Source organism: Microbacterium sp. NPDC057944, assembly GCF_042887445.1.
Lineage (GTDB): Bacteria > Actinomycetota > Actinomycetes > Actinomycetales > Microbacteriaceae > Microbacterium > Microbacterium natoriense.
The window spans coordinates 801,925-824,736 of record NZ_JBHVPJ010000001.1 but is presented as its reverse complement, the minus strand read 5'-3'; the positions used below and the strand labels follow the sequence as shown (position 1 = coordinate 824,736).

Annotated in this window: 21 protein-coding genes and 1 tRNA gene; 15 read left to right on the top strand and 7 right to left on the bottom strand. The window is 70.6% G+C overall.

All coding sequences use genetic code 11. The features are described from left to right. Nucleotides 1-2: 2 nt before the first annotated feature. The gene (locus ACFVRO_RS03695; RefSeq protein WP_105673428.1) at nucleotides 3-518 is read right to left on the bottom strand and encodes an FHA domain-containing protein; all 516 of its coding nucleotides are present in this window, start codon (nucleotides 516-518) and stop codon (nucleotides 3-5) included. A gap of 31 nt (nucleotides 519-549) precedes the next feature. Beyond that, entirely contained in the window at nucleotides 550-1,278 is a 729-nt protein-coding gene (locus ACFVRO_RS03690; protein WP_386949396.1) for an FhaA domain-containing protein, read from the bottom strand. A 343-nt stretch (nucleotides 1,279-1,621) separates the two neighbouring features. On the opposite strand from ACFVRO_RS03690, the gene ACFVRO_RS03685 reads away from it, so the two are divergent. Continuing rightward, nucleotides 1,622-1,704: transfer RNA gene (locus ACFVRO_RS03685), tRNA-Leu, on the top strand. 96 nt (nucleotides 1,705-1,800) lie between these two features. Next, entirely contained in the window at nucleotides 1,801-2,502 is a 702-nt protein-coding gene (locus ACFVRO_RS03680) for a 4'-phosphopantetheinyl transferase (RefSeq protein WP_386949393.1), read from the top strand. 12 nt (nucleotides 2,503-2,514) lie between these two features. Here ACFVRO_RS03680 and ACFVRO_RS03675 read toward each other — a convergent pair whose 3' ends face one another. Continuing rightward, a complete protein-coding gene (locus ACFVRO_RS03675) occupies nucleotides 2,515-3,072 on the bottom strand; it encodes a dihydrofolate reductase family protein (RefSeq protein WP_386949390.1) in 558 nt (185 codons plus the stop codon). 76 nt (nucleotides 3,073-3,148) lie between these two features. Continuing rightward, nucleotides 3,149-4,372: a peptidoglycan DD-metalloendopeptidase family protein gene (locus ACFVRO_RS03670; protein WP_386949387.1), complete on the bottom strand. Its 1,224-nt coding sequence runs from the start codon at nucleotides 4,370-4,372 to the stop codon at nucleotides 3,149-3,151. 218 nt (nucleotides 4,373-4,590) lie between these two features. Between ACFVRO_RS03670 and ACFVRO_RS03665 the strand changes: the two genes are divergently transcribed. The 4 genes from ACFVRO_RS03665 (at nucleotide 4,591) to ACFVRO_RS03650 (ending at nucleotide 7,704) form a co-directional block, all read left to right on the top strand. Next, a complete protein-coding gene (locus ACFVRO_RS03665) occupies nucleotides 4,591-5,196 on the top strand; it encodes a hypothetical protein (protein WP_386949384.1) in 606 nt (201 codons plus the stop codon). 122 nt (nucleotides 5,197-5,318) lie between these two features. Continuing rightward, on the top strand, nucleotides 5,319-5,930 hold the full coding sequence (locus ACFVRO_RS03660) for a copper resistance protein CopC (protein ID WP_386949382.1): 612 nt from the start codon (nucleotides 5,319-5,321) through the stop codon (nucleotides 5,928-5,930). A gap of 11 nt (nucleotides 5,931-5,941) precedes the next feature. Then, nucleotides 5,942-6,478 carry a copper chaperone PCu(A)C gene (locus tag ACFVRO_RS03655; protein WP_386949379.1) on the top strand — a complete coding sequence of 179 codons (537 nt, stop codon included), beginning with the start codon at nucleotides 5,942-5,944 and terminating at the stop codon, nucleotides 6,476-6,478. Beyond that, the gene (locus tag ACFVRO_RS03650; protein ID WP_386949377.1) at nucleotides 6,478-7,704 is read left to right on the top strand and encodes a Dyp-type peroxidase; all 1,227 of its coding nucleotides are present in this window, start codon (nucleotides 6,478-6,480) and stop codon (nucleotides 7,702-7,704) included. The genes ACFVRO_RS03655 and ACFVRO_RS03650 overlap by 1 nt, the downstream gene beginning before the upstream one ends. A gap of 101 nt (nucleotides 7,705-7,805) precedes the next feature. Here the strand turns inward: ACFVRO_RS03650 and ACFVRO_RS03645 are convergent, their stop codons facing one another. Next, nucleotides 7,806-9,677, bottom strand: a complete 1,872-nt coding sequence (locus ACFVRO_RS03645; protein ID WP_386949374.1) for a hypothetical protein — start codon at nucleotides 9,675-9,677, stop codon at nucleotides 7,806-7,808. Nucleotides 9,678-9,884: 207 nt separating this feature from the next. Between ACFVRO_RS03645 and ACFVRO_RS03640 the strand changes: the two genes are divergently transcribed. From ACFVRO_RS03640 to ACFVRO_RS03625, 4 genes are all read left to right on the top strand, one after another. After that, nucleotides 9,885-10,526 carry a response regulator gene (locus tag ACFVRO_RS03640; protein ID WP_386949371.1) on the top strand — a complete coding sequence of 214 codons (642 nt, stop codon included), beginning with the start codon at nucleotides 9,885-9,887 and terminating at the stop codon, nucleotides 10,524-10,526. After that, entirely contained in the window at nucleotides 10,523-12,247 is a 1,725-nt protein-coding gene (locus ACFVRO_RS03635; protein WP_386949368.1) for a hypothetical protein, read from the top strand. Before ACFVRO_RS03640 ends, ACFVRO_RS03635 begins: the two co-directional genes overlap by 4 nt. 32 nt (nucleotides 12,248-12,279) lie before the next feature. Further along, a complete protein-coding gene (locus ACFVRO_RS03630; protein WP_386949366.1) occupies nucleotides 12,280-12,951 on the top strand; it encodes a GAP family protein in 672 nt (223 codons plus the stop codon). A gap of 77 nt (nucleotides 12,952-13,028) precedes the next feature. Next, nucleotides 13,029-14,570, top strand: a complete 1,542-nt coding sequence (locus tag ACFVRO_RS03625; protein WP_386949363.1) for a carboxylesterase/lipase family protein — start codon at nucleotides 13,029-13,031, stop codon at nucleotides 14,568-14,570. A 100-nt stretch (nucleotides 14,571-14,670) separates the two neighbouring features. Here the strand turns inward: ACFVRO_RS03625 and ACFVRO_RS03620 are convergent, their stop codons facing one another. After that, the gene (locus ACFVRO_RS03620; RefSeq protein ID WP_386949360.1) at nucleotides 14,671-15,471 is read right to left on the bottom strand and encodes an SDR family NAD(P)-dependent oxidoreductase; all 801 of its coding nucleotides are present in this window, start codon (nucleotides 15,469-15,471) and stop codon (nucleotides 14,671-14,673) included. 98 nt (nucleotides 15,472-15,569) lie between these two features. On the opposite strand from ACFVRO_RS03620, the gene ACFVRO_RS03615 reads away from it, so the two are divergent. Then, nucleotides 15,570-16,172 (top strand): TetR/AcrR family transcriptional regulator, encoded by a 603-nt coding sequence (locus ACFVRO_RS03615; RefSeq protein WP_386949358.1) that lies wholly within the window; start codon nucleotides 15,570-15,572, stop codon nucleotides 16,170-16,172. 64 nt (nucleotides 16,173-16,236) lie between these two features. On the opposite strand, the gene ACFVRO_RS03610 is transcribed toward ACFVRO_RS03615, so the two are convergent. Further along, on the bottom strand, nucleotides 16,237-17,340 hold the full coding sequence (locus tag ACFVRO_RS03610) for an ROK family protein (protein ID WP_386949355.1): 1,104 nt from the start codon (nucleotides 17,338-17,340) through the stop codon (nucleotides 16,237-16,239). 97 nt (nucleotides 17,341-17,437) lie between these two features. Between ACFVRO_RS03610 and ACFVRO_RS03605 the strand changes: the two genes are divergently transcribed. The 4 genes from ACFVRO_RS03605 to ACFVRO_RS03590 are packed head-to-tail and all read left to right on the top strand — an operon-like array spanning nucleotide 17,438 to nucleotide 22,779. Next, complete coding sequence (locus tag ACFVRO_RS03605) at nucleotides 17,438-19,606, top strand: alpha-galactosidase (protein ID WP_386949352.1); 2,169 nt, start codon at nucleotides 17,438-17,440, stop codon at nucleotides 19,604-19,606. 43 nt (nucleotides 19,607-19,649) lie between these two features. Continuing rightward, nucleotides 19,650-20,939 (top strand): ABC transporter substrate-binding protein, encoded by a 1,290-nt coding sequence (locus ACFVRO_RS03600; RefSeq protein ID WP_386949349.1) that lies wholly within the window; start codon nucleotides 19,650-19,652, stop codon nucleotides 20,937-20,939. Next, on the top strand, nucleotides 20,936-21,874 hold the full coding sequence (locus ACFVRO_RS03595) for a sugar ABC transporter permease (protein ID WP_341940751.1): 939 nt from the start codon (nucleotides 20,936-20,938) through the stop codon (nucleotides 21,872-21,874). Before ACFVRO_RS03600 ends, ACFVRO_RS03595 begins: the two co-directional genes overlap by 4 nt. Continuing rightward, on the top strand, nucleotides 21,871-22,779 hold the full coding sequence (locus tag ACFVRO_RS03590; protein WP_386949346.1) for a carbohydrate ABC transporter permease: 909 nt from the start codon (nucleotides 21,871-21,873) through the stop codon (nucleotides 22,777-22,779). The genes ACFVRO_RS03595 and ACFVRO_RS03590 overlap by 4 nt, the downstream gene beginning before the upstream one ends. The last annotated feature ends 33 nt before the right edge of the window (nucleotides 22,780-22,812 follow it).

The following is a 22,812-nucleotide window of genomic DNA, read 5'->3' as shown; positions in this document are numbered from 1 at the left end:
CGTCAGGCCCGCAGCTCGAAGGTCGTGGCGCCCACCTTGACGGGGGTGCCGAGCGACAGCGGCACCGAGGAGCCGGTCACGCGTGTGCCGCCGACGAAGGTGCCGTTGGTGGAGTCGAGGTCCTGGATCGCCCAGTTGTCTCCGCGCAGCAGGAGGCGCGCATGATGGCTCGACGTGTAGTCGTCGCGGATCACGAGAGACGACTCGCTGGAGCGGCCGATCGACAGGCTCTCGCCGTTCAGCGGGAGCTCGAGCCCGGTCTTGGGACCCGACGTGATCACGAGGCGCTTGGCGGTGGCGATCGTCGCGGGGCCGGTCGAGGGCTTCGCGGATGCCGGCTTCGCCGCGGGTGCGGGCGCCGGAGCAGCGGATGCCGCGGCTGCGGCCTGCTCGGCGGGGAGCTTGCGCACCTTCACGCCGAAGAGATCGGCGCGCAGCGAGTAGACCACGGCGAACACGAAGAACCACAGAAGGAGGAGGAACCCCAGGCGCAGGAGGAGGAGAGGGAGCTCTGCCATCAGATCGTCCCTCCCGACAGGAAGCGGGCGCTCATCCGAGTGCCCCGAACGCGCGGGTGGCGTCGTCGTCACGCGGCCGCGCGGGGCGGGACGGGGCGGCGACGGGGATGATGCGGAAGACGAGGTCGGTGCGGCCGATCGTGATCGTCGTGTCGGTCGGAAGCGCGGCCTCGCGGACCTTCGTGCCGTTGACCTTCGTGCCGTTGGTCGAGCCGAGATCGCGCATCATGGCGCGCTCGCCGTCCCACAGGATCTCCACGTGCTTGCGGCTGGATCCGGCGTCGGCGATGGTGATGTCGGCATCCGATCCGCGTCCGATCACGGTGCGCGCGCGGGTGATCGAGTGGCGGCGCCCGTCGACGTCGACGACGGCCTGCCAGCTGACGCGGCCCTCGACCGTGCCCGAGCCGACGCGGACCGTGCCGGTCGCGACCTTCTCGTCGGCCTCCAGCGTGATCGCGAGCGGGCCGGCGAAGCTGTAGCCCTGTGACTTCGCGTGCGCCGTGAGCAGCGCGTGCAGTTCATCGGTCAGGGCGCCGCCGAGACCGAGCATCCGCTCCGCATCGTCGGGGCTGAGCCGCGCCACATAGCTGTTGGGCGCGATGATGCGGTCGCGGCTCACCACAGCCGCGTTGGTGTCGGCCTCGCGCCGCAGGGCGGAGGCGATCTCCACGGGCTGGATGCCGCTGCGGAAGGTCTTCGCGAAGGCGCTGTTCACAGCGCGCTCGAGACCCTTCTCAAAGCTGTCAAGTAGTCCCACTGGGCTCCTCTGGCATGCCGACCGGTAGGGACATCGTAGCCAGGTGTGCTGAGTGAACGCCGTTGTATGGCGGATTCGCAGGGATGTTGCGGGGGTTTGCGGGTGCGGCGGCGGTGCGCGGTGCGCGGGTGCGGCCGCGGTGTGCTGCGGAGCCAGGCTCGTTTCGTCGGCGCCGGTGCACGGATGTCGGCGCGCACCGGCTTGTTTCCGCAGGCATCCGTGATCTGCGCCGACAGAACGGACCAGGACGGACTCTGCGGACGGGCTCGGTCGGGCCGGTTTCTTCGCGGGGTGGATGCCGTGATAGCCTTGCGGAGTTGAATTCTTCGGAATGAGACGACTCGCGCGAGTGGCGGAATGGTAGACGCGCTGGCTTCAGGTGCCAGTGTCCGTATGGACGTGGGGGTTCAAGTCCCCCCTCGCGCACGCGAGATGAAGAGCCTCGATCGAAACGATCGGGGCTCTTCGCGTTGTAGCCCGGGCGCGTCGGGTCTGGGCAGGGCATCTGCTATCAAGGGAGCTATGCCGCACGACGAATCGGACCCGCTCGGTCGTGAGGCTCCGATGACCCCGACGATGGCCGCGATCCTCCCCGACGGGGTGGTCTGCGCGGAGAGCGGCGATGAGACGGTCCTCGCGCGGTTCGCGGAGGAGGAGATGCTCGTCGCGGATGCCGTGCCGAGCCGTCGGTCGGAGTTCTTCTCCGGACGCGAGTGCGCACACCGCGCGCTGGGGGAGTTCGGGGTGCCCGATGCGCCGATCGGCCGCGTGGGGCGACGACCCGTGTGGCCGGAGGGGTTCGTCGGCAGCATCACGCACTGCGAGGGGTATCGCGCGGCCGCCGTCGCCCGGACGACGGACATCCTCACTCTGGGCATCGACGCCGAGCCGGACGCGCCGCTTCCGGAGGACGTGCTCGACCTGGTGTCATCCCCAGGCGAGCAGGACGCGCTCAGGCGACTGCCCTCGGCCCCGTCGGACGTGCACTGGGACCGGCTGCTCTTCAGCGCGAAGGAGTCCGTCTACAAGGCCTGGTCGCCGATCACCGACGAGTGGCTCGGCTTCGAGGAGGTGAGCGTCGAGATCGATCCGTCTTCCGGAGTCTTCCTGGCGCGCCTGCTGCGGGAGCCGTGGCGGCTGCAGGGCCGGATCGTCTCGGAGATCGCCGGGCGGTGGACGCGGAGCAATGGACTGCTGTTCACCGCCGTCGTCATCCCTCGCTGAGGGGGCGCGCTCTCATTCGCTCCGTCGATAGCGCATCGCGACGGAGCCGTTGCTGAGCGGCTGCGCCGAGATCAGCTCGAGTCGTCGAGTCTGCGGCAGCCCGTCCTGGAACAGCGTGGGGCCATGCCCCGCGATCATGGGGTGCAGCAGGAACACGTACTCGTCGATCAGGTCCAGCCGGTCGAGCTGCGTCGCGAGCGCACCGCTGCCGAGGAGCACGCCGTCGGGGGTCGCATCCTTGAGCTCCTGCACGGCGGTCCGCAGGTCACCGGTGAGGTGATGGCTGTTGGCCCAGGGGAAGTCGCTGCGCGTCGACGACACCACGTACTTCGGCTTGGCGTTCAGCTTGATCGCCCACTCGCGCAGCGCCGGAGGAGCATCCTCCTCGCCGCGGGCGACCGCCGGCCAGTAGCTCTCCATCATCTCGTAGGTCGTTCGACCCCAGAGCATGGCGCCGCCCTCGTCCATGAGGTGTGTGAAGTAGGCGTGCGTCTCGTCGTCGGCGATGCCCTCCCGATGGTCGACGCAGCCGTCCAAGGTGATGTTGAGACTGAAGGTCAGGAGGCCCATGCGACGACTCTAGGCCGTGCGATCCCCGCTGTGCGAGGGGTTCTCGAGAGCCGCGACAGAGCCGCAGCCGGCGTGCTCAGCGGACGTTCGCGTCGAGCCAGGGGACGGGGTTGATCGGGGTGCCGTTGATGTGCACCTCGAAGTGCAGGCACGAGCCGATGGTGTAGCCGGTGGTGCCGACTCGGCCCAGGAACTGGCCGGCCACGACGCGGTCGCCCGACTGGACTGCCCGGGTGCCGTAGTCCATGTGGCCGTAGAGGGTGGACACGGCGGAGCTGCCGCCGAACTCGTGCTGCACCTGGACGGTCACGCCGTAGCCGCCGTAGCTGTCCTGCGACATCGTGACGACGCCGTCGGCGGCCGCGTAGATCGGGGTTCCGACGGGGGCGGCGTAGTCCTGGCCCATGTGGCTGCGACCGGGGCGGCTCGCGCCGAAGCCGTCGGTCATCGTGTACGAGCCGGCCGCCATGGGGATGATGACCTGGCCGGGCTGCGCGATCGGGACGATGCCGCTCTTCGCGGAGGCGGCGCTGGCGACGCGGATCTTCTCGATCTCGTCCGGGGTGGTCGCGGAGAAGTCGCCGCTCACCACGACGTCGGGCATGACGTCGGCGCTGGCCGTGTAGGTCTGGGCCTCGGCGCGGATGTCGGCCATCACCGACGAGGCTGCGGAGGCGGTGCCCGACTGCGCCATGCCGACGGCAGGCAGCGCGACGCCGCACACCAGGGTGGCGACGGCCAGTGCGGCCGTGGTCATCCGGCCGATCCGGCGTCGAGACGAACTGCGCTCTGTGCGCGCGGCGACGGGAGCTGCGGATGCCGGACGGGAAGCGGATGCCGTCGCACGCTCGCGGCGCGGACGAGCCTTGCGGCCGCGGGGGCTGCGGGCGGCGGCCGGCTCGGCGGTGTCGGAAGCGGGGGAGGAGGCGTCCTCGTCGGTCGAGGGGGCCTCGTCGTCTGCGGCGACCTCGTCGGCGGGAGCCTCGTCGACTGAAGGGGCTTCATCGGCCTGCACCTCGTCGATCGAGGGAGAATCCACGGCCGGGGCCTCATCGACAGCATCCGTCGGAGCGGAGATGACGTCCTGCTCGGCGGGAGCGGGAGTCTCCTGCGGCTCTGCGGACTCGGCGGCGATGGTCGCGGCCAGCGTCACGACGGCGGCGGCCTGCTCCACGGCGGCGGCCTGCTCGACGATCGGGGTCTGCTCCGTCACGACGGCTGCGGCATCCGGCGTCGCCTGGGCCCTGCGTCGGTCTCGTCGCAGCATGCCCGTCGAGACGACGGGGTCTGCAGAAGACACCTCGGTGAGAGGCGTGAAAGACAGCGCGGTTTCGGGTGATCGCGAAGTGATGGTGAAGCTCCTCGGGAGACGGACACGTCCGTTATCAAGTTGTAACCATAAGCGAAGAATCCGCAGGTCTCAAATCGAGTGCGGATGCTGTGCAGCGTCTATGCGCGGGGTATGCGCCCACCGACCCCGCCCGGACGGGCGTCTCGGCTTCCTGACACAATGGACCCGTGCACGAGTCCAGGAAGCCGGCGGTTCTGCGCGGCTTCGCCGCGTCGTCACTGGCGATCTTCGCCGCTCTGGCCGGTCACCTGACCGGCGGTGGTGCGATGCCGGGGCCCCTCGGCATCCTCGTGCCCTGGCTGCTGTCGCTCATGGTGTGCGTGCTCCTCGCGGGGCGCCGGCTCTCGGTCGTGCGGCTGAGCCTCTCGGTGGCGATCAGCCAGCTCCTGTTCCACGTGCTGTTCGTGCTCGGCACGATCACGCCGACCGGCGCGGTCGGCGGCCACGTCCACGGCGCTCCGCTGCAGCTCTCGCCCACCGACGGACTCTCCGCCGCCGTCGCCGCCGACGGGCTCATGTGGTTCGGTCACTCGATCGCCGCGGTCGTCACGATCCTCGCTCTGCACCGGGGCGAACGGCTCCTGCTGGGCCTGCGCGATCTGGCGGAGCTCAGCATCCGCTGGCTGCACCGTCGCGTCGACGCGCTCGTCGCCGCGCCCGCGCCGCTGAGCCCGCTCGCCGCTCCGGAATCCGCTGCCCCCGAGGCGCTCCGCGACCTCGCCCTCCGCTCTCCTCTCCACGGACGCGCCCCGCCGGCTCCCACCGCCGTCTGATCCGCGCCGTCCGCCCTCTCGGGTCCGTGACGGCGGCACTGTCGCGTGCGCACCGGCCCGCCGGGCACGCGATCCGCGTCCGCGGCGTCGACGACCGACGCCCGTCGAGAGGTCTGTCATCCATGTCCCCTGTCCGCAGATTCGCGGCGGGTGCACTGGCGGCGGCCGTCGTGATCCTCGCGACCGCCCTGCCCGCATCCGCCCACGACCAGCTCATCCAGAGCACCCCCGGAACCGACGAGCGTCTCGCCGCCCCTCCGGAGTCCGTCACGCTGACGTTCTCCGGAGAGCTGCTGATGCTCGGCGACTCGACGACGGGAGCCGTCGTGCTCCTCGTCGACGCCGAGGGGAAGAACTGGGTGTCCGGCGACCCGGTCGTGAACGGGAACACCGTCACGGCCGCCGTCGCAGAGGGCATGCCCGACGCGGGCTACCAGGTGCGGTGGCAGGTCGTCTCGGAGGACGGGCATCCGATCTCCGGCGTCGTGCCGTTCACCGTCGGGGACGCGTCTCCGATGGCGACCGCGAAGACGGATGCCGCGACCACCGACGCACCAGCGGATGACGCGGCGCAGACGGCCGACGAGGCCGACGGGATGCAGCGGACGCTGCTCGTCGGCGCCGGCGGAGCGGCCATCGCCGCTGCCGCCTTCCTCCTCTACAGATTCCTCCGTCGCCCCCGGGCGGCGGCCGCAGCGCCGGAATCCGGCGACTCTGCGGACACGCAACCGTGAAAGGCCATTCCATGAACACCGCACAGAAGTCCACCGTCCGTCTCACCGCCCTGGTCGCCGCCGCGCTCCTCGCTCTCACCGGCTGCGCCTCGACAGCGCCCTCGGCGGAGTCGTCGACGGCGCTCGCCGGCGACTCGGTCACGGTCGAGGACGCCTGGGTCAAGTCCGCCGACGAGGGGATGTCGGCGACCTTCGGCGAGCTCTCCAACAGCGGCGAGAAGGACGTGACCGTCGTCTCGGCGAAGACCGAGGCCTCAGGCATGGTCGAGCTGCATGAGACCGTCGAGAACGAGTCGGGGGAGATGGTGATGCGCGAGAAGGACGGCGGCTTCGTCATCCCCGCCGGCGGCACGCTGACGCTCGAGCCCGGCGCGAACCACATCATGCTCATGGGCCTCTCGGCGCCGCTGAAGGCGGGTGACGAGGTGACGTTCACCCTCACCTTCTCCGACAAGTCGACCTACGAGTTCACCGCACCCGTGAAGGACTACACCGGCGCGAACGAGAACTACGAGGGCGGCGACGACGACGGCAGCATGAACCACTGATGCGCGCGCCCGCTGAGGGCGCTCGTGCCGGCCGCACCGGCTCCACCCGGCGGCAGTTCCTCCTCGGAGGGGCTGTCGCCGGTGTGGGCGCCGCTGCCGCGGTCGGCATCGACATCGCCCTGAATCAGAAGGCGGCTCCGGCCGTCACGCCGTCCGCGCCGATGAACGGCGACGAGAAGGTCCCGTTCCACGGCATCCACCAGGCGGGCATCGACACGCCCGCGCAGGCCCACGGCATGTTCCTCGCCCTCGACCTGCACGACACCACGGACCGCGAGGGGGTGACCAGGCTGATGCGGATCCTCACCGACGACGCGGCCCGGCTCACCCAGGGCGCCCCGGCGCTCGCGGACTCGGAGCCGGAGCTCGCCGCCAGCCCCGCCCGTCTGACCGTGACGTTCGGCTTCGGCCCGCGGCTGGTCGCGCACGCCACCGGCCCGGCGCCGACCTGGCTCGCGCCGCTCCCCGCGTTCGGGATCGACGCGCTGCAGCCGGAGTTCTCCGACGGCGACCTGTTGCTCCAGGTCGCCGGAGACGACCCGCTCACGGTCGCCCACGCCGCGCGGATGCTGCTGAAGGACTCGCGTTCGTTCGCTGCGCTGCGGTGGACCCAGGCCGGGTTCCGCCGCGCGTACGGCACCGAGCGACCGGGCACCACCATGCGCAACCTCTTCGGTCAGGTCGACGGCACGGCGAACCCCGAGCCGGGGACGGCGGAGTTCGACCGGGTCGTGTGGGCGGACGACGGCTGGCTGTCCGGGGGCACCGGCCTCGTCATCCGCCGCATCCGCATGGACCTCGACAAGTGGGACCGCCTCGACCGCGGGGGCCGTGAGGCCTCCGTCGGCCGGACGCTGGGGAACGGCGCCCCGCTCACCGGCAGCGCGGAGCACGACGAACCCGACTTCGACGCGAAGACCGCGATCGGATTCCCCGTGATCCCGCAGTTCGCGCACATCCGCCGCGCCCGCGGAGACGACGGGGAGAAGATCTTCCGTCGTGCGTACAACTACGACGAGAGGCCGTCGGGCGGCGGCATCTCGGAGTCGGGGCTCGTCTTCGTCTCGTTCCAGGCCGACGTCGAGCGGCAGTTCACCCCCATGCAGCAGCGGCTCGCCGAGCTCGACCTGCTCAACGAGTGGACCACGCCCATCGGGTCCGCGGTGTTCGCCATCCCGCCCGGATGCGCGGAGGGCGGCTTCATCGGGGAGAGCCTCTTCCGGTGACGATCCCGCCGTCGCTCCGTCCGACCGGGCGCGATGCGCCGTTCGCGGGAGGTCAGCTGCGGTGAGGGCCGGGTTCAGCGAGCCCGGCCCTCACCTTGCGATCAGTCGCCGCTGCGGCCCGCGATGCGACGCAGCGTCAGCAGCGCGGCGCCCGCGAGGAGGGCCGTCGCTCCCAGGACCAGCACGATGAGGGGAGACTCCCCGCCCGTGCTCGCGAGGCCCGATGCGGAGCCTTCGCCCGATGACGGAGCGGTCGACGGGGTGGACGTCGGGTCGCCACCGGGTGCGGCGGGCGCCGCGGTCACCGTGAGCGCGGCAGGGTCGCTCGTGACGGAGCCGAACTCGTCGGCGACCGTCGCGCGGTAGAGGTGCCCGCTGTGAGCGGTGGTCGTCGGAGTGACGGTCACCGAGAGGCCGTCCGCCGAGACGACGGCATCGTCATCGGCGCTGATCGGACTCCAGGTGAGGCCCCCGTCGGTCGAGACCTCCCAGGTCACGGCCGAGGACGGGCCACCCGACGTGGTGACGGTGAAGACCGTCGAACCGCCGACCGTCGTCGTGGCATCCGCCGGGTCGGTGATGGTCGGCGGCGCGACGTACGTGAAGCCTCCCGCGTAGGTCACCGGAGTCTGGGCGACTCCGCCGAGGGTCCACTCGACCACGACGTCGACCGGCCCCGCGGCGTGGGCGGGGGTCACGACGCTCCAGTCGCCGTCGCCCGCATCGGCGGGGGATGCACCGGGGATGCCGTCGAAGGTGACAGCCGTGACCGTGACGTCCGGCCAGAACAGGGTCGGCACGCCGGGGCCGTAGATGATGGACCAGGCGTAGAGGGCGCCGTCGTCGCCGATCGCGAGGGATCGGGAGTCTCCGGCGGCCAGGACGTCGAGCGAGACGCCGGAGGGCGCTTGGACGAGGACCGGCGACGTCCGGTTCGTGTTGGAGCCGTCGCCGAGAGTGCGGAAGAGGTTGTCCCCCCACGCGAACGTTCTGCCGTCGGCCGTGCCGGCCAGCACGAAGTTGTATCCGGCGCTCGCGGTCGTGAACGTGGTCCCCGCGGGTGCGGGCGTGACGGTGGGGACCGTTCGCATCGCGGTGTCGCCGACGCCGAGCTGGCCGGAGTCGTTCATGCCCCAGGAGTAGAGGGCGCCGTCAGAGCCGAGCGCGGTCGAGAAGTACCCGCCTGCGGCGACCGCGGTGAAGGTGACGCCGGCGGGAGCCGTGACGGCCACGGGCGTGGCGCTCGATGCGAGCGACCCGTTGCCGAGCTGGCCGAACCCGTTGGATCCCCAGGCGTAGACGACGCCGTCGGAGCCGAGAGCGAGGATGTGCCCGTTGCCTCCGCTGAGCTGCACGAACGAGACGCCGGCGGGTGCGGGCGTGGCGACCGGCGCCGTCGCATCGACGGAGGTTCCGGGGAGCCGACCCCACACGTAGATGCTGCCGTCGGAGCCCAGCGCCGACGAGGTGTACTCCCCGGTCTCCGGCTGGGTGAAGGTCACGCCTGCGGGTGTCGCGGCCTTCACGGGGATGCTGCTGTTCGTGGTCACCCCGTTGCCGAGCTGTCCGCGTCCGTTCGTGCCCCACGCGTACACCCCGCCGTCGGAGCCGAGCGCGAGGGACCAGCCGTATCCGGCATCCGGTTCGCTGAGCGCAACCCCCGCGGGCGAGACGACGACGTGCGGCGTCGTCGAGTTCGTCAGCGTGCCGTCACCGAGTTGGCCCTGGTCGTTCGCGCCCCAGGCGTAGACCTGGTGGTCGGAGCTCTCCGCGAGTCCGTGTCGCGCGCTCTGGGAGGCGGCGACGAAGGTGGGGCCCGGCTGCGGGACCCGCACGAGCGTGCCGCCGGCGACCGGACCCTGATCTGGTGTGGGAGCGGTCACCGCCGCGCTCGCCGCGGTGGCACCTCCCCAGAGGAGAGCTGCGGTCGCGACGAGCGTCGCGATCCGTCGAGGGGTGCGTCGGGAAGACATCGAACCTCCTGAGTCGGCGTCTCTGCGCCGGTCGGGTGAACCTGGGTGGGGCCGACCCGGACCCTGGGGCGACGAGGTCCCCCCGATCCCACGCGCACTGTGAAGGAGTCAGCGACGGGCAGGAAGTGACGCGCGACAGGCGACGAAGGCGTTGAGCGTCGGTTCGGCGACCCCGGTTGTCAACCGGAATGACGGTATCTTGAAGCCATGGATTCGGCATGGACGCGACGCGTGCTGATCGTCGAAGACCAGGGCGCGCTGCGGACCCTCGTGCAGGACCTCTTCGCCCGACAGGGTTTCGCCACCGCCGGAGCAGGATCCGCGCTCGAGGCGCTGGGGCTCTTCGACGACTTCGACCCGGATGTGCTCGTCGCCGACGTCGACCTCGGAACGCGCCCCGATGGTGCCGAGCTCGCCGGGATGCTGCGCGCGAAGGCCCCGCACCTCGCCGTCGTCTTCCTCTCGAGCTACCCCCGGGGTGCGGCCGGAGCCGTCGCTTTCGGCATCCCCGGTGCCGTCTTCGTCGGCAAGGCGGGGCTGGCGTCTCCAGATGAGCTCGTCGGCGCCGTCGAACGGGCGCTGCGGACCACGGGTGAGGACTCCGCATCCGATGTCGCTCCGCCTCTCGGGCTCGGGGCTCTGACCAGGCATCAGCTCGACGTGCTGGGGATGATCTCCCGCGGCTGGTCCAACGAGCAGATCGCCGAGCAGTCCGGCGCCACGGTGAGGGCGGTCGAGCGATCGGTGAGCCGCATCTTCGAACGGCTCGGCGTGACGGGGGACAGGACGATCAACCCCCGCGTCGCCGCCGCTGCGAGGTACATCGGGGAGTTCGGGCCCGTGCGGTGACCGGTCTGCGGCGCTTCTGGTGGGCGACCGTGTCCGGAGGGCGCTTCTTCGGGCGGTGGTCCGTGATCGGAACCCTGCCCCTGGCCCTCACCGCGATGGGCGCCTATCTGGGACCCCTCGCACCGGATTCGCTCCTGCCCGCGGCGGTCGCGTCCGCGGCGGCCTGGGTGATCTGCGTTCTGCTCTGCCTGATCCCGGCGATCCTGGAGCGCAGGATTCCGAGCCGGGCAGGGCGAGGCGCGGTGGTGCTCAGCGGCATCGTGATGGTCGCGGCGATCCGCCCCTTCCTCCTTGACGCGATGCTCATGCAGTGGGGGAGCGTATCCGCGCCGAACGAGTGGATGCCGTTCCGCGTCGTCACCAACATCCTGGTGTGGGCCGTGGTGCTGTCGGCCCTCGCTGTCGCATCGGCGTCGGTGCGCGCACTCCGTCTCACCAATGCGCGCCTCGCTGCGGTCGAGGAGCAGATGCGACGCGACGGCGACCTGCAGCGAATCCAGGATGCGCACGCGCGTGCCCTGGTCACGCGATGCGCCGAGGAGCTGCGGGTGTTCGCCGATGGCCCGTTGCGCGACCCCGCGGCGATCGCCCGATTCGCCGCGGGACCTGTTCGGGAGAACGCCCACCGTCTCGCGGCCCTCGCGCAGAAGCAGCCGCCGGAGGTGGAGGCGGCGGTCGATGCTCCGCACGGGATGTCACTGCGTCGGTTCCGTCTGCCCGCGATCGGTGCGGTCGCGGCCGTGTACCTGGTGCTCATGCTCCCCTACACGGTGCGTGCCCTGGGGCCGCAGGTCGCGCTCGCCGCCGTCGTGCTCACCGCGCTCTGCGGTGCGATGATCGATCTCGTCCCTCGGGCACGACCACGGATGCCGATGAGGGTGCGCTCGGCCGTCTTCCTGCTCCTCTCCGTCATCGCGGGCGCGGTGTCATCGTCTGCCCTCGCGGCATCCGGCGCCGTCCCCGCCAGGTTCGTGAGCGTTCCGGCCGTCACGATTCCGCTGATAGCCCTCGGAACCGGATGGTGCGCCGGTCTGCTGCACGGGATGCGCGCGGAGGGGCGGAGGCTGGAGACGTCGATCGGAGAGCGCCGGCGCACGTTCGTCGGGGGAGCGGGAGCGCGGAAGCGCGCCCTGGAGGAGGCGTCACGCCTCATGCACCGGGACGTGCAGGGCGCGTGCGTGCTCTACGGGGCGGCGAGTGCGACCGATCCGGCCGGCCGGGATGCCGCGAGCCGGGTGCTGCGGGAGTCGGTCGGCGCCGCCTCGGCCGCACTCCGACTCGTATTCGAGCGGGCCGGGGAGGACGCCGATGCCCCCGCCGAGCTCGCGGACGTGCTCGCCGCGTGGGGCCGTGTCGTCGAGGTGCGTCAACGCATCGACCCCGCGTGCACCGCAGTGTTCGACGCCGATCCGCCGCTCGCCCGCCAGGTGCTCGACGTGGTCGCGGAGGGCATGGTGAACGCCGTGAAGCACGGGGTGGGAGGACCGATCACGGTGGACGTGCGTGTGCTCGCCACGGGCGCGGGGCCCGTGACGGCTGTCGAGGTGAGCGCTCCGGGCGCCCTCGATGCGGGCGCGGAGCTCAGGCCCGACTCCCCGGCGGGGCTGCTCGGGGCGATTCTCACGCAGCGCGGCGCAGACGTCGTCCTCTCGGCGCGTCTGCGGGCGTCCGCTGTCGTGCCAACCGCACATTTCTCCGCTCAGGGAGTGGCCTCTCGATAGCGTGCCATCGTGACGAGACGAGAGGCATCCAGGTGAACGAGATCGCAGAGCTGATCCCGCTGGCCGTGGGGATCGTGATCTCGCCTCTCCCGATCGTGGCGACGGTCGCGATCCTGTTGTCGGCACGCGGGCGGGTGAACGGCGCCGCTTTCGCCGGCGCCGTGGTGACGACGGCATTCGCGATCACGCTCGTCGGGGCCTTCACCGCCGCGGGGGCCGGTGGAGGTCACTCCGACGGCGACGACGTCGTGGTGTTCATCATCACCGCGGCGCTCGCCGTGGGGTTCGCCGTGCTCGCGGTCGCCAGCTGGCTCACCCGTCCACGCCGAGGGCAGGAGCCGAAGATGCCGTCGTGGCTCGCCGCGGTCGACACCCTCACTCCGCTGAAGGCGGCGGGGCTCGGCGCGCTGATGGGGGTCACGAACGCCAAGAACCTCCCCCTCGAAGTGAAGGCCGGAGCGCTCATCGGGGCGCATGACCTGCCGCTTCTCAGCGTGATCGGCCTCAGCGCGGTCTTCGCGGTCGGCGCTTCGCTCGGGATCCTGCTGCTCGCCCTGCTCGCCGCGGTCGGGTCGGCGGGCGTGCAGGCTGCACTGCAGCGGTTGAAGAGCGAGATGGTGGCGCACAACGCGGCCATCATGACGGTGCTGTTCGCCGTGCTGGCCGCGACGGAGGTCGCGCATCTCCTGCGGATGCACGGCTGAGCCGCAGTCGTGGGGGTCGCGGAGCCCGACGGGGACCGCAGAGCGGTTCCGGTGAGAGGAAGAGAAGAGGGAACGGGATGACAGAGGATCTGATCGCGGACACGCCGGCCGGAGCCTTCGCGGGCTTCGCGGAGGATGGGGTGCACGTGTGGCGCGGCATCCGCTATGCGCTCGCTCCGACGGGCGAGCTGCGCTGGCGGGATCCTGTCGCGGCATCCGATCTCGTGCCCGGCTCGGATCCGTTTCGCGCGGAGGCGTTCGGTCCGGCGGCGCCGCAGCTCCCCAACCCGGCCGTCCCGCTCGGACCGGGGACGGTCATGGATGAGGACTGCCTCTCGCTCAACGTCTGGGCGCCGGTCGACACGGGGAGCGACCCGCTGCCGGTGATGGTGTGGATCCACGGCGGTGCCTACACGTTCGGGGCGTCGTCGCAGCCTCTCTTCGACGGATCCTCTCTCGTCGGCGCCGGCGGCGTCGTGCTCGTGACGATCAACTACCGGCTGGGCGCACTGGGGTTCCTCGACCTCTCGGGAGTCGCCCCCGGATCCTTCGACGGCAACCTCGCACTCAAGGACGTGCTGCTCGCCCTGCGCTGGGTGCAGCGGAACATCGCCGGCTTCGGAGGAGACCCGACGAGGGTGACGGTGTTCGGCGAGTCCGCAGGGGGCGGACTCGTCACGACGCTGCTCGCGACGCCGTCGGCGGAGGGGCTCTTCCACCGGGCCATCGCGCAGTCGTCACCGGCGTCCAGCGTCTACGGGGCGTCGCGAGCCCGCACGGTGGCGGAGATGTTCCTCGCGGAGGTGGGTGTGCCGGAGGGCGATCCGGAGCGGCTGAGAGTGCTTCCCGTCGACGAGATCGTGCGTGCGGGCATGGCCGTCTACGCGGCGGTCCCGGGGGAGGCGCCGGGGACGCTCGCCTTCGCTCCGGTGGTGGACGGTGTTCTCGTGCCCGAGTCGCCGATCACGGTGCTCCATGAGGGGCGCGGGCTGGCGGTGCCCCTCATCATCGGGACGAACCACGACGAGGCATCGCTCTTCCGTTTCATGAAGTCGCCGCTCATCCCGATCACCCGCGACCGGATCGACCGGATGTTCGCCGACATGCACGCGCAGGCTCCGGAGACGCGGATGCCGTCGCCCGACCAGGTGCTGGGGGCCTACGAGGGGGCGCGCGAGCGTGCTCTGGGGCTAGGCATCGCGCGAGACATCGGGTTCCGGATGCCGAGTCTGTGGGTCGCTGAGGGGCACAGTCGCATCGCCCCGGTCTGGTTCTACCGCTTCGACCACGCCAGCCCCTTCCTGCGTCTCATCGGGCTGGGCGCGACGCATGCGACCGAGCTGCCGTACCTCTGGGGGAACCTCGACGGCGGTCCCAAGGATCCGACCTTCCGGCTCGGGGGCCGGAAGGTCGCCCGCAGGATCTCGGCGCGCATGCAGCGACGGTGGACGGCGTTCGCGAGGGGCCTCGCGCCGGATGCCGAAGGGGCGGCGGTCTGGGAGCCGTACGACCCCGAGCGGCGGGAGACGCTGGCGATCGACAGGCAGGACCGCTGCGTCGCCGATCTCGATGCGGCACTGCGAGCAGGGTGGGGGGATCGCGTGCTCGCCTTCCCCTGAGCATCCGTCCGCTCGCGAGGGACGCGTGTCCCGCGTCCCTCGACCCGGGCTGTCGACGCGCAGCGAATGTCGTCGCGGTGCGCGCGTCACCGAGCGAGGGTCAGCCCGGCATCCTGACGTCGTGCAGCACGCGTGCGCTCGTCAGCGCGGTGGCCCGCCGGGACAGCAGGCGGATGCCGAGTGCCATGAGGTGGTTGATGCGGCCGGAGATGACGCTGGGCCGGCCGTTGCTGCGATCGAGCTCGCGGAACGCGGTGTCGATCACCTGCTCGGCGGTCTGCTGTCGGCCGACGGAGGCGGCGTCGGTGCCGACCACGTCGAAGAACTCGGTCTTCGTCGATCCGGGGCTCACCGCGAGGACGCGCAGTCCGGTGCCCCGTGCTTCGGCCCAGAGCGCCTCGGTGAAGCTCAGCACGAAGGCCTTGGTCGCGCCGTACACGGCCATGCCCGGCGTCGGCTGGTACGCCGCGGTGCTCGCGACGGTGACGAGGGCGCCCCGGCCCCGGAGCAGCTGGGGCATGAAGAGGCGGGAGAGCTCGACCAGCGTGCCGACGTTCAGCTGGATCTCGCTCGTCATCCGCTCGGGGTCGACCGTGTCGAAGGCGCCGTGGGTGCCGAAGCCGGCGTTGTTGACCAGCGAGGTGATGCGGATGCCGCGGCGGTCGAGCTCCGCGTGCAGGGCGGCTGCCGCTCCGGCGATGCCGAGGTCGGCGGCGACGACCTCGACCGCGACTCCGGCGGATGCGCGCAGCTCGGCGGCGAGGGCCTCGAGGCGGTCGACGCGGCGGGCGACGAGGACGAGGTTCGAGCCGCGGGAGGCGAATCGGCGGGCGAATTCGACCCCGAGGCCGGCGCTGGCGCCGGTGATGAGGGTGGTTCCACCGCGGAGGTCGAGTGTCATGGTGCAGTCCTTCGGTCGTGTCGACAATGTAGGCAGTGACATCATTGTGCACGCGCTCTCTCTTGTTGTCAATGCCTACATCGAGATAGGATCGACGGGTGCCCCCGCAGCCCTATCACCACGGCGATCTCCGCCGCACGCTCCTCGAGGCCGCCAGGTCGAGCATCGAGAGCGACGGCGTCGAGGCCCTGTCGCTGCGGCAACTCGCCCGTGAGGCCGGGGTCAGCCATGCGGCTCCCAGCCGGCACTTCCGTGACAAGCAGGCCCTGCTCGACGCCCTCGCCGAAGACGGGTTCACCCGACTCGTGGCGGTGCTGGACGAGGCCGCCGGCATGGAGGCGACGACGGGGGAGAGCGTGCGGGGCCGGTTCGACGCTCTCACCGCGGCCTACGTCGACTTCGCCCTCGAGCAGCCGATCCTGCTCGGCCTGATGTTCGGGATGAAGCACGCGCCCGACGCTCGTGCAGAGCTCATCGCGGCTGGTCAGGCGTCGATGGAGGTCACCGTGCGGGTCGTGATCGCGGCGCAGGAGAGCGGGGTCATCCGCGCGGGGGATCCCCATCGCATCGCGCTCACGGCGTTCGCGACGTTCCACGGCATCGCGACCCTCGCCTCCGGGGGGCTCCTCGACGGCGTACAGGCCGCCGAGCTGGTCGCCGACGCGCGCGACCTGCTGTGGACCGGCATCCGCGCGGAGTGAGGCACGGCGAGATCCCTGCGCTGCGGCGTCAGGGCGGCGGCCCCTCCGCCGACTGATCCGCGTCCTACAACCGCTCGAACGCCGCCTGCACGGCGACGGCTGCCGCTCCGCGCGCCCACGCGGTGAAACCGCTGTCGTCCACGTGCAGCCGCACCGGTGAGGCCCGCGGGTCACGACCAGCGGCGATCTCGGCGCGCACGGCACCCTCGGCCACGGCGAACAGCCCCATGCCCTCTCCGGCGAGAACGATGTCCGCGTGGGTCGTGAGGTTGGCGGCCAGGGCGACGAGGCGTCCGAGCGCTCGGGCGCTGGCGTCGACGATGGCCGCGGCCGCGGGGTCGCCGTCGGCGGCGAGAGCGAGGACCTCGTCGTAGCCCACCGGTCGCTGGAGGGCGGTCGTCGCCTGTGCGGCGATGGATGCTGAGCCGAGCATCGCCTGCGCGCAGCCCCGGTGCCCTTCGGAGCACAGGGGGCCGTGCGGTTCGAGCGGCACGTGAGCGGCGAGGCTGATCCCCGAGTCCACGTTGCGCACGACCTCGCCGCCGGAGACGACCTCGTACCCGACGCCGGCGCCGATCGTGATCACCGCGAAGCCGTCGAGCCCGCGGACGACGCCGAACCAGCGCTCGGCCTCGGTCAGGGCGATCAGATCGTTCTCGATGCGCGTTGGCAGGCCGGTGGCCGCGGTGACGAGCTCGCCGAGAGGAACGTCCTCCCAGTCGAGGAACGGCCCCCAGACCACGGTGCTGCCGTCGGTGATCCCGCCGACGCTGATGCCGACGCCGACGGGGGCGTCGCTGTCGCCGACGAGCCGCGTCATGGCATCGACGATGGTGTCGACCACGTCGGAGGGCGCGTGCGACCGCAGCGGCAGCACCACCTCGCCGAGCAGCTGCGCCCGGACGTCGGTGAGCACGCAGTGGGCGTCGCCGCCCGTGAGCTTCACTCCCAGGAAGGTGCCGACGGCGGGCGAGACGTCGAGGGGGCGAGAGGGGCGGCCGACGCCGTCGACCACGTCGTCGAGCTCGACGAGGATGCCGCGGTCGACGAACGGCTTCGTGAGGCGGGTCAGGCTCGCCGGAGACATCCGCATCCGCACGGCCAGGGCTGATCGGGAGATCGGGCCGTGGATGAGGACCGTGCGCGCGACGGTGGCCTCCGTGCTCATGACTCCTCCATTGATTTCATCTTGGCATATAAAGGCGCGGCGGGCCGGCGAGATCACGCCGTTGACGTCTGGATTATTTTCATGCTAAAACTAATTCATGCATTCCAGTGATGTGAGCAGCGAAGCGTCCGCCATCGACGAGGGGCTCTCCCCGGAGGTTCTGCACCTCCGCAGAGGCGGCACCAGCGTGGTCGTCGAGATGTCGACGCCGCCCGCCATCGTGCACTGGGGCGAAGACCTCGGACACCTCTCGCCGCAGGCCCTCGGCGGCCTCGCACTGGCCGCGGCGCCCCAGCGCGTCTCGGGCGGACTCGACGTCACCCCCGTCCTCAGCATCCTGCCGACGCCCGCGCACGGCTGGCTCGGCACGCCGGGGCTCGAAGGGCACAGGGCAGGGCACGGCATCAGCGTCCGCTGGCACCTGGCTGGAGTCGACGCCACCGCCCAGCGCGCCCGCATCTCGCTCGTCGACGAGGAGTCGCGTCTCGCCGCCACCGTCGAACTCGAACTCGGCGTCGCGGGTCTCCTCCGACAGCGCATCACGCTCCGCAACAGCGGAACGGGCGCGTACACGGTGCAACGTCTCGCGCCGTCTTTCCCCGTTCCGTGGGACGCGACCGAGATCCTCGACACCACGGGTCGTCATCTGCGTGAGCGCTCGCCGCAGCGCCGTGCCTTCACCGTCGGGACCTCGGTGCGGGAGAGCCGCCGTGGGCGTCCGGGCGCCGATGCCACGCTGCTGCTCTGCGCCGGCCGCCCCGGGTTCGGGTTCGAGTCGGGGCGGGTGCACGGCATCCACGTCGCCTGGAGCGGCAGCCACAGCGTCCTGGCCGAGCGGACCATCGCCGGGGAGGCCTTCCTCGCGGCTGGAGAGCTGTACGGACCCGGCGAGATCATCCTCGACTCCGGTGAGACCGTGACCACTCCCTGGGTCATCGGCTCCTGGGGCGACGGCCTCGACGAGCTCTCGGCGCGGTTCCACGACGAGCTCCGCGCGCGCCCGCAGCATCCGCATCGGCCCCGCCCCATCACCCTCAACACCTGGGAGGCGGTGTACTTCGACCACGACCTCGAACGGCTCACCGCGCTCGCGGATGCCGCGGCCGATGCGGGCGTCGAGCGGTTCGTGCTCGACGACGGCTGGTTCCTCGGTCGGCGCGACGACACCGCCGGACTCGGCGACTGGCAGGTGGACACGGAGGTGTGGACGCAGGGGCTGCACCCGCTCGTCGACCGCGTGCGCTCGCGCGGCATGGAGTTCGGGCTGTGGGTCGAGCCAGAGATGGTGAACCCCGACAGCGAGCTCGCCCGTGAGCATCCCGACTGGATCCTGCGCTCTCGACTCGATCTGCCGCCCGCCGCCCGGCAGCAGCAGGTGCTCGACCTCGCGCATCCCGACGCGTATGCGTACATCGCGTCGCGCCTGCACGCGCTGCTCGACGAGTATCCGATCGCCTATCTGAAGTGGGACCACAACCGCGATCTCGTCGACGCGGGCTCGGGCCCGGGCGGCGGCTCCCACGTGCACGCGCACACCCTCGCCGTCTACCGTCTTCTCGACGAGCTCAAGGCGCAGCATCCGGGGCTCGAGATCGAGAGCTGCGCATCGGGCGGTGCCCGGGTCGACCTCGGCATCCTGGATCGCACCGATCGCATCTGGACGAGCGACTGCATCGACCCGCTCGAACGGCTCGACATCCAGCGCTACACCGGCCTGGTCGTGCCGCCCGAGCTCATGGGCGCGCACCTCACCAGCGCCGTCGTCCACTCGACGGGCAGGGCGACGGACCTCGACCTGAGCGCCGCGATCGCCCTCTTCGGGCACTTCGGCATCGAGCGGGACATCAGCGGAGATTCCGAGGCCGACCTCGCGCGCATCCGCGCCTGGGTGGCGCTCGCGAAGACGCTGCGTCCTCTCGTCGCGACCGGCCGCGTCGTGAACGTCGACGGCGTGGAACCGGGCATCGACGTGCGCGGCATGGTCTCGGCCGATCGTGCCGGCGCCGTCTTCACGATCACGCAGGCCGCGACCTCGGTCGCCTATCCCGCAGGGCGCGTGCGGTTCCCCGGACTCGACCCGGAGCGCGAGTACCGTCTCCGCGTCGTGACGCCCGGTGGCGCCCACGAGGATGCAGGGCAGTCCCCGCTCCGCTGGATCCAGGACGGGGTCATCCTCACCGGCCGACAGTTGGCGACGACCGGCATCCGTCCCCCCGTGCAGCATCCCGGGCGAACGACCCTCGTGGAGCTCACCGCACAGCACTGATCCTGATCGGCATCGCCGATCCCTCGCGCAAGGAGGCGCAGATATGAGATCGATCCATCCGCTCCGCGGAGCGGCGGCGGCCGTCGTCGTCGTCGCGCTCGCCGGAACGCTGGGAGGCTGCTCCTCCGGAGCCGACCCCGGCGTCACCACGCTCAACTTCTTCCAGTTCAAGGGCGAGGCCCGCGAGGACTTCGACAGGATCATCGAGAAGTTCGAGGCCGAGAACCCCGACATCCACGTCGTGCAGAACCAGGTGGCGGATGCCGACACCATCATCCGCACGCTGCTCGTGAAGGACAAGGCGCCCGACGTCATCACCCTGAACGGCAACGGCAACTTCGGCCGTCTTGCACAGGCAGGGGTCTTCTACGACTTCTCCGACGAGCCGGTGCTCGACACGATCAACCCCGCGGTGCAGGACATCCTCGCCGACCTCGGCAACAAGGACGGCGAGGTGAACAGCCTCGGCTACGTCAACAACGCCAACGGCATCATCTACAACGCCGACATCTTCGCCGAGCAGGGCATCGAGGTGCCCGAGACGTGGGACGAGCTCATCGCCGCCTGCGAGAAGCTGAAGGATGCCGGCATCCAGCCGATCTACGCCACCCTCGCCGACTCGTGGACCTCTGTCCCCTCGTTCAACGGCCTCGGCGCCTACGCGGTGCAGGACGGCTTCTTCGACGAGATGCGCGCGGAGGGCGAGAACGTGGGCCCCGACTCGAAGGCCTCGTTCGAGCAGGACTTCGCCGAGCCGCTCGACCGCGAGCTGCAGCTGTACGGCTACGCGCAGGAGGGCTACCGGGGCGCGACCTACGACGAGGGCAACGCCGCCTTCGCTCGCGGCGAGGCCGCGATGCTGCTCCAGGGCATCTGGGCCGTCAACGGCATCAAACAGGTGAACCCCGACATCAACGCGGCGATCTTCCCGTACCCGACGGATGCCGAGAAGGACCGCGTGATCGTCTCGGGCGTCGACGTGACGGTGACGATGGGCCGCAACAGCCCGCATCGCGAGGAGGCGCTGCGGTTCATCGAGTTCATGTTCCGCCCCGACGTCATCGAGGAGTTCGCGGCCTCGCAGAACATGATCCCCTCGGTCGAGGGCGCCGAGCTCAGCGATGATCTCGCGCTGCAGTCGGTCAAGCCGTTCTTCGACGACGGGCGCATCACCGGCTTCCTCGATCACCAGATCCCGCCGGGCATCCCGCTCGCGGAGTTCGTGCAGGAGTCGATCTTCACCGGCGACGCGGGGGCCGCGCTCGCCACCCTCGACAACGAGTGGCGCAAGATCGCCGCCCGCACCATCCCCGTGACGGAGGACCGATCATGAGCACACTCACCGAAGCGGTCAGGTCGTCGGCATCCGGCGGCTCCCGCAGCGGGCGGGCCGACCGCATCCGCTCCTCGTCGCCGCGTGCGCTCTCGGCCTATTACTGGATGGTCTGGCCGGCCGTCATCGCCTTCGCTCTGTTCCACACCGTCCCCATGCTCGTGGGCGTGTTCTTCAGCTTCACGAACTACGCGGGCTACGGCGACTGGAACTTCGTCGGGATCTCGAACTACCTCAACCTGTTCAAGGACGACCGGGTCTGGGGCGCGTACGGGTTCTCCTTCCTGTTCGCGATCGTCGCGACCATCCTCACGAACGCGATCTCGCTCGCGATCGCGATGGGGCTGAACGCGAAGATCAAGGCGCGCAACTTCTTCCGCGGCGTCTACTTCGTGCCCTACGTGCTCGCGATGCTGGTGATCGGCTACGTCTTCCAGTACCTGTTCACGAACTCGCTGCCGAAGCTCTTCCCCGGCATCCCGCTGATCGCCGACAACATCCTGTCGAATCCCGACTGGGCCTGGCTGGCGATCGTCTCCCTCGCGGTCTGGCAGGGCTGCGCGTTCACGATCATCATCTACCTGTCCGGTCTGCAGACGATCCCGTCGGAGCTCTACGAGGCGGCGTCGCTCGACGGCGCCTCGAGCTGGCGGCAGTTCTGGGCGATCACGTTCCCCCTGATCAGCGCCTTCTTCACCATCAACGTGGTGCTGAGCCTCAAGGGGTACCTGCAGGTGTTCGACCCGATCGTCGCCCTCACCAACGGCGGCCCCGGCACCTCCACCGAGTCCGTGACGATGCTCATCTTCAAGGGCGGCTACGGCGGTGGCGAGTTCGCCTACCAGACGGCCAACGCGGTGGTCTTCTTCATCGTGATCACGATCGTCTCCCTCCTGCAGTTCCGAGTCCTTCAGCGCCGAGAGGTGGATGCATGATGTCTGTCGCAGCCCCCACCACATCCACCACGTCCATCGTCACGGGCGGCGGACGCCGTCGAGGCGACGCGGATCGGGAGGATGACACCCGCCGCACCAACTGGTGGGCCACCGCCGTCATCGCCGTGTGCGCTCTGACCGTTCTGATCCCGCTCTACCTTGCCGTGGTCGTCGCGGTGAAGACGCCCGATCAGCTCGTCAGCGGAACCGGCTTCGAATGGCCGAACCCGGTGCGCTGGGAGAACTTCGCCGAGGCCTGGGAGCGCACGCAGTTCCCGCAGGCGCTCCTGAACACCGCGCTGATCACGGTCGGTTCGGTCGTCTTCACGATGTTCACGAGCTCGGTCGTCGCCTATGCGCTGGCCCGCAACATGCACCGGCCCTTCTTCAAGGGCGTGTTCTACTACCTGCTCGCGGCTCTGTTCATCCCGTTCCCGATCATCATGCTGCCGCTCGTGAAGCAGACGGCGATGTTCGGGCTCGACAACCAGGTCGGCGTCATCATCCTCTACACGGTCTACGGGCTGTCGCTGAACGTGTTCATCTACTCGGCGTACATCCGCTCGATCCCGATCGAGCTCGAGGAGGCCGCCCGCATGGACGGCGCGTCGACCTGGCGCGTGTTCTGGCAGGTCATCTTCCCTCTGCTCACTCCGATGAACGCCACGGTCGGCATCCTCACCTGCGTGTGGGCGTGGAACGACTTCATCCTGCCGCTCGTCGTGCTCACCGACCCGGGCGCCCGCACGCTGCCGCTCGCGCAGTACGTGCTGCAGGGGCAGTACAACACCGACTACACCGTGGCGTTCGCGTCGTATCTGATGGCGATGGCCCCGCTGCTGATCGTGTACATCTTCTCGCAGCGCTGGGTGATCTCCGGGGTCACGCGGGGATCGATCAAGTGACGGACGGGCGCCCTCCGCGGGGGAGGGCGCCCA

Coding starts and splice junctions, on each gene's coding strand:
- ACFVRO_RS03695 (WP_105673428.1), bottom strand. CDS start 518: ATGGCAGAGCTCCCTCTCCTCCTCCTGCGCCTGGGGTTCCTCCTCCTT.
- ACFVRO_RS03680 (WP_386949393.1), top strand. CDS start 1,801: ATGCCGCACGACGAATCGGACCCGCTCGGTCGTGAGGCTCCGATGACC.
- ACFVRO_RS03675 (WP_386949390.1), bottom strand. CDS start 3,072: ATGGGCCTCCTGACCTTCAGTCTCAACATCACCTTGGACGGCTGCGTC.
- ACFVRO_RS03660 (WP_386949382.1), top strand. CDS start 5,319: ATGTCCCCTGTCCGCAGATTCGCGGCGGGTGCACTGGCGGCGGCCGTC.
- ACFVRO_RS03655 (WP_386949379.1), top strand. CDS start 5,942: ATGAACACCGCACAGAAGTCCACCGTCCGTCTCACCGCCCTGGTCGCC.
- ACFVRO_RS03650 (WP_386949377.1), top strand. CDS start 6,478: ATGCGCGCGCCCGCTGAGGGCGCTCGTGCCGGCCGCACCGGCTCCACC.
- ACFVRO_RS03645 (WP_386949374.1), bottom strand. CDS start 9,677: ATGTCTTCCCGACGCACCCCTCGACGGATCGCGACGCTCGTCGCGACC.
- ACFVRO_RS03640 (WP_386949371.1), top strand. CDS start 9,885: ATGGATTCGGCATGGACGCGACGCGTGCTGATCGTCGAAGACCAGGGC.
- ACFVRO_RS03625 (WP_386949363.1), top strand. CDS start 13,029: ATGACAGAGGATCTGATCGCGGACACGCCGGCCGGAGCCTTCGCGGGC.
- ACFVRO_RS03620 (WP_386949360.1), bottom strand. CDS start 15,471: ATGACACTCGACCTCCGCGGTGGAACCACCCTCATCACCGGCGCCAGC.
- ACFVRO_RS03610 (WP_386949355.1), bottom strand. CDS start 17,340: ATGAGCACGGAGGCCACCGTCGCGCGCACGGTCCTCATCCACGGCCCG.
- ACFVRO_RS03605 (WP_386949352.1), top strand. CDS start 17,438: ATGCATTCCAGTGATGTGAGCAGCGAAGCGTCCGCCATCGACGAGGGG.
- ACFVRO_RS03600 (WP_386949349.1), top strand. CDS start 19,650: ATGAGATCGATCCATCCGCTCCGCGGAGCGGCGGCGGCCGTCGTCGTC.
- ACFVRO_RS03595 (WP_341940751.1), top strand. CDS start 20,936: ATGAGCACACTCACCGAAGCGGTCAGGTCGTCGGCATCCGGCGGCTCC.
- ACFVRO_RS03590 (WP_386949346.1), top strand. CDS start 21,871: ATGATGTCTGTCGCAGCCCCCACCACATCCACCACGTCCATCGTCACG.